Origin of the sequence: Citricoccus sp., assembly GCF_035445025.1 — a bacterium.
Classification (GTDB): domain Bacteria; phylum Actinomycetota; class Actinomycetes; order Actinomycetales; family Micrococcaceae; genus Citricoccus.
The window spans coordinates 1-4,112 of record NZ_DAOMPX010000113.1 but is presented as its reverse complement, the minus strand read 5'-3'; the positions used below and the strand labels follow the sequence as shown (position 1 = coordinate 4,112).

Sequence of the window (4,112 nt, the reverse complement as noted above, 5' to 3'; positions counted from 1 at the left end):
TGGACCCGGTGCGGGATGAAGGCCCGGGTGGAGATGGCCCCGCCGGCGCGGGGGGCGGAGAGCAGGAACATCTTCGGGACGGTCTGCTCGGTCACGTCCCCCAGCCCCATGAGCGGTCCCGCCTGCCGGCGGATGCCCTCGAGGGTCTCGGCCAGCTCGGGACGGGACTCGAGGTCCTCGGGACTCTCCTCGCCGGTGACACCGAACTCCGAGGCGCGGAGCAGCACGACCGGCATGCCGTTGGAGACCAGGGTGACCTCGTGGCCGTCGATCGTGTCGGTGACGTTGCCGGTGGGCAGGAGCGAGCGTTCCGGTCCCGCCCCGACGTCCAGGCGGATCCCGCCGGCGGTGCCGGGCACGCCGTCGATGCCCACGTCGCCGTCGTAGTCGACCCGGCCGTCCGGGGTCGCGAACGTCGCGGTCGCGACATCGTCCGTGTTGAGCATGCGGACCCGGAGCGAGGTCGTGGACGCCTCGGCGTCGACGAGGCCTCGTTCGACCGCGAACGGGCCGACGCCGGCCAGCAGGTTCCCGCAGGTCTGCGTGGTGCCGACGACCGCCTCGTCCACGCCCAGCTGGAGGAACAGGTAGTCGACGTCGATGCCGGCCATCTCCGAGCGGGAGACGATCGCGGCCTTGCTCGTCAGCGGGTGCGCCCCGCCGATCCCGTCGACCTGGCGGGGGTCCGGGGTGCCCATGATCCGCAGCAGCAGTGCATCACGCTCACGCGGGTCGTCCGGCAGGTCCTCGGCGAGGAAGAAGGCGCCCTTGCTGGTGCCGCCGCGGATCAGCATGCACGGGACGCCGTCGAGGACGGGATCACCGGCCACGGCGGTACTCGGCCTGGGTGGTGTACTCGACGCCGAGCTCGGACAGGAGGGAACGCAGTCCCTTGCGGTCCAGGCTCAACTCGGTGCCGGCGGCGTAGGCCGCACGGTCGGCCTCCTCCTTGGCCGCACGCGCCTCGGCGGCGGTGAGGGCCTCGGCGGCGCGGTCCTGCGGGACCACGACGACGCCGTCGTCGTCCGCGATGACGACATCGCCGGGCTCGACCCGCACCCCCTCGACGATGACCGGCACGTTCACCGACCCTCCCGTGGCCTTGACGGTGCCCTGCGAGAACACCGCTGCGGCCCAGACGGGGAAGTCCATGTCCCGCAGGTCCTGGGTGTCCCGGACGCCGGTCGTGGTGACGAGGCCGCGCACGCCGCGGGCCTTGAGCGCCGTGGCGAAGAGGTCGCCGAAGGCACCGTCGACCGAGGGCGAGGTGGTGGTGACCACCAGGACGTCACCGGGCCGCACCTGCTCGACGGCCGCGTGGATCATGAGGTTGTCACCGGGCTGGCCGACGACGGTCACGGCGGTTCCCGCGATGCGCACGCCCTGCTGGATCGGCCGCAGCGACGGCCCCGCCAGGCCGGTGCGGCCCATCGCCTCATGGACGGTGGCCACCCCGTGCCGGGCCAGGGCGTCGACCACTGCCCCCTCCGCGCGCGAGATGTCCGTGACGACGACGCCACCCATGTCTCCCCCTGTGTGTCGACTGGTCTAGAGCACCATTCGGCCTGCTGGCCGGCCTCTTTCCGCTGGAGCGGCGGCACGGCGCCCAGACCCATTAGGTCATGCGCCGGACCACATTGTCAACAATCTTTCAAACAATATTCAGACGACGGGGCACCCGGAGGGCGGGGAGGCACCAACGCATCCTCCCGCCCCCCACAAGGTCCCCCATCCTCGGCCGGCACGATCCGGCTACCCCTGGCAGTCGAAGCTGTCCGCGGACTCGGAGTCCCCGGCGGCGTAGGTCGCCACGGCCGGGTAGGCGCACAACGGCCGGGAGCGGTCCGTGGACCAGTCCGCCGGCAACTGGGTGTTCGCCGGGTTCACCCAGGCCTCCAGGCGGTCCGGTCGATCACCTTCCTCCACCCAGTCGACCAGGGCCGCCAGCGAGTCGTGCCGGTCGGTGGCCGGCCCGCCCTGGGTATGGCCCATGCCGGGCACCTGGAAGTACTGGACGAAGTCCGAGGCGTCCCCGCCGTGATGCTCGTCCAGGCCCCGGTACCAGGCCGTGGTGTCCTCCATCGAGAACACCCCGTCCGAGGCGCCGTGGAGGACCATCATCTTCCCGCCGCTCTGCTGCAGGTCCTCGAAGTCCAGGTCGGTCGGCGTCATGAACTCCATGGCGCTCTCCGCATAGGCCCCCTCGGTGGCGTGGATCCGCTCGTTGGCGTCATCGATGTCCAGGTCCAGGACGAAGTCCCGCAGCGCGTTCAGGGCGGGGGCGTAGGGCAGGGTGGAGAAGATGTACCCCACCGCCACGGAGTCCCGGGAGATCGGGGAGGTGAACTTCCAGTCGGCCCAGCCGGTCTGCACCAACCCCGGGTCGTAGGGGAAGGAGGAGTAGATGTCCTCTCCCCCGCTGGTGGTGGCCCCGGCGAAGACCTCGGTCACGACGGCCTTCTGCTCCGCGCTCAAGCACGTGCCGTCACAGTCGGTCTCACAGGTGGGCACGTGCTCGGCGACCGAGAAGGACTCCTGGCAGTCGTCGCTGGACTGGACCAGGCCGTCGTCGAGGCCGTCCAGGCCGTCACACTGGGCGAGGATGGCCTCGGCCACCACCTGCCGCTCGGCGACCGTCAACGCCGAGGACAGGTCCTCGGAGGTGGCGACCGTGTTCCACCGCTGAGCACCCCAGAGCTGGGCGACGGCGGCCTGGGGCAGGTTGAAGCCCGGGGCCACAGCCAGGAAGCCGTCGTACTCGTCCGTGTACCGGGAGGCGGCGACCATGGTGTGCCGGCCGCCGTTGGACGATCCGGCGACGTAGGAGTGGTGCGGCGCAGTGCCGTAGGCCTCGGTCACGAGCGCCTTGGCCATGGGGGTCAGCGTGCCGACGGCCTGGTAGCCGTAGTCCAGCCTCGCCTGCGGGTCGAGGCCGAAGGTCGGGTTCTGCGCGCCGGTGTGGCCGGCGTCGGAACTGAGGACCGCCATGCCCATCTGCAGGCCGCTGTCGCTGCCGCCGGCGCGGCCGTACGCCGTCGCCACGGACCCGTCCAGGCCGCCGTTGCCCTGGTAGAGGAACCGGCCGCTCCAGTGCATGGGCAGGCGCATCTCGAAGCCGATCGCGTAGGTCTCACCGTCGACCTCGCTGACCCGCTCGTTCATCCGCCCGGTGACGAGGCAGTGCTTGCCGATGCGCTCCCCCCGGTGGGTGAGTACACCGGGCTGGACGATCTCCGCCGAGGTGATCTGCGTGGAGGCGAAGTCGAACTCCGCAAGCGCCTCACACGTCGGCCTGGTCAGCGGAGGGGCCGACCGCTAGGGTGAGCTCGCGACCGACGGCCGCTCCTGCTGGCCGGGAATCCCCGCACCCGCGGCCGGCACCACGGCGGAGCCGAGGAGCAACCCGGTCGCGGCCAGGACGCCAAGGGCGGCCCGGAGGGCCCGCCGGGTACCCGCACCGGACCCGTCGGGCGGGAGCGTCGTCGATCGCTGCGATGGTCGCCTGAAGTAATGCATATCACCCTCCGTGCCCGCCGGGCCCGCGATCACCCCGATCGCCTGGAAGGCCCTGTTCACGGGGCCGGCGGATCGCGGCCCGTGAACTGGATCCTAAGATTAATTGTTGCGAACAACAACGATTGAGCTGCGAAAACCGAGTCCACCATGACCACCACACGCCGCGCCGCCCCCGCACTGGGCACCACCCACGGCGAACAGCAAGGGTGCCCGTCCCACGAGAGGACGGGCACCCTTGGCACCACACGGAGTGGTCGTCAGAGACTCGGCAGCGGCAGTGCCCCCGCCGGTCACATGTCCGCCAGCAGCCCCACCGGGTTCTCGAAGCAGTCGGCCACGAACCGGAGGAAGCCGCCGGCCTCTCCCCCGTCGCAGACGCGGTGGTCGAACACCAGGGACAGCTGCATCACCTTGCGCACGGCCAGCTGGCCGTCCACGACCCACGGCCGGTCGATGATCCGCCCCATCCCGAGGATCGCGACCTCGGGATGGTTGATGATCGCCGCCGAACCGTCGGTGCCGAAGATGCCGTAGTTGTTGATGGTGAACGTCCCGCCGGACAGCTCCTGCGGCGTGCCCCTGCCGGAGCGGGCCAG

At 71.0% G+C, this 4,112-nt stretch carries 4 protein-coding genes; all 4 read right to left on the bottom strand.

The features are described from left to right. A partial coding sequence (locus tag PLJ28_RS15110) for a PrpF domain-containing protein (protein ID WP_324590365.1) occupies positions 1-830 on the bottom strand: 830 nt, incomplete at its 3' end. Beyond that, positions 820-1,524, bottom strand: a complete 705-nt coding sequence (locus tag PLJ28_RS15105; protein ID WP_298043291.1) for a 4-carboxy-4-hydroxy-2-oxoadipate aldolase/oxaloacetate decarboxylase — start codon at positions 1,522-1,524, stop codon at positions 820-822. The genes PLJ28_RS15110 and PLJ28_RS15105, both read right to left, overlap by 11 nt. 228 nt (positions 1,525-1,752) lie before the next feature. Next, positions 1,753-3,192 carry a tannase/feruloyl esterase family alpha/beta hydrolase gene (locus PLJ28_RS15100; protein WP_298043319.1) on the bottom strand — a complete coding sequence of 480 codons (1,440 nt, stop codon included), beginning with the start codon at positions 3,190-3,192 and terminating at the stop codon, positions 1,753-1,755. Between the two features lie 614 nt (positions 3,193-3,806). Then, positions 3,807-4,112: 2-oxo acid dehydrogenase subunit E2 (locus PLJ28_RS15095; protein WP_324590364.1), on the bottom strand; the 306-nt coding region annotated here is incomplete at its 5' end.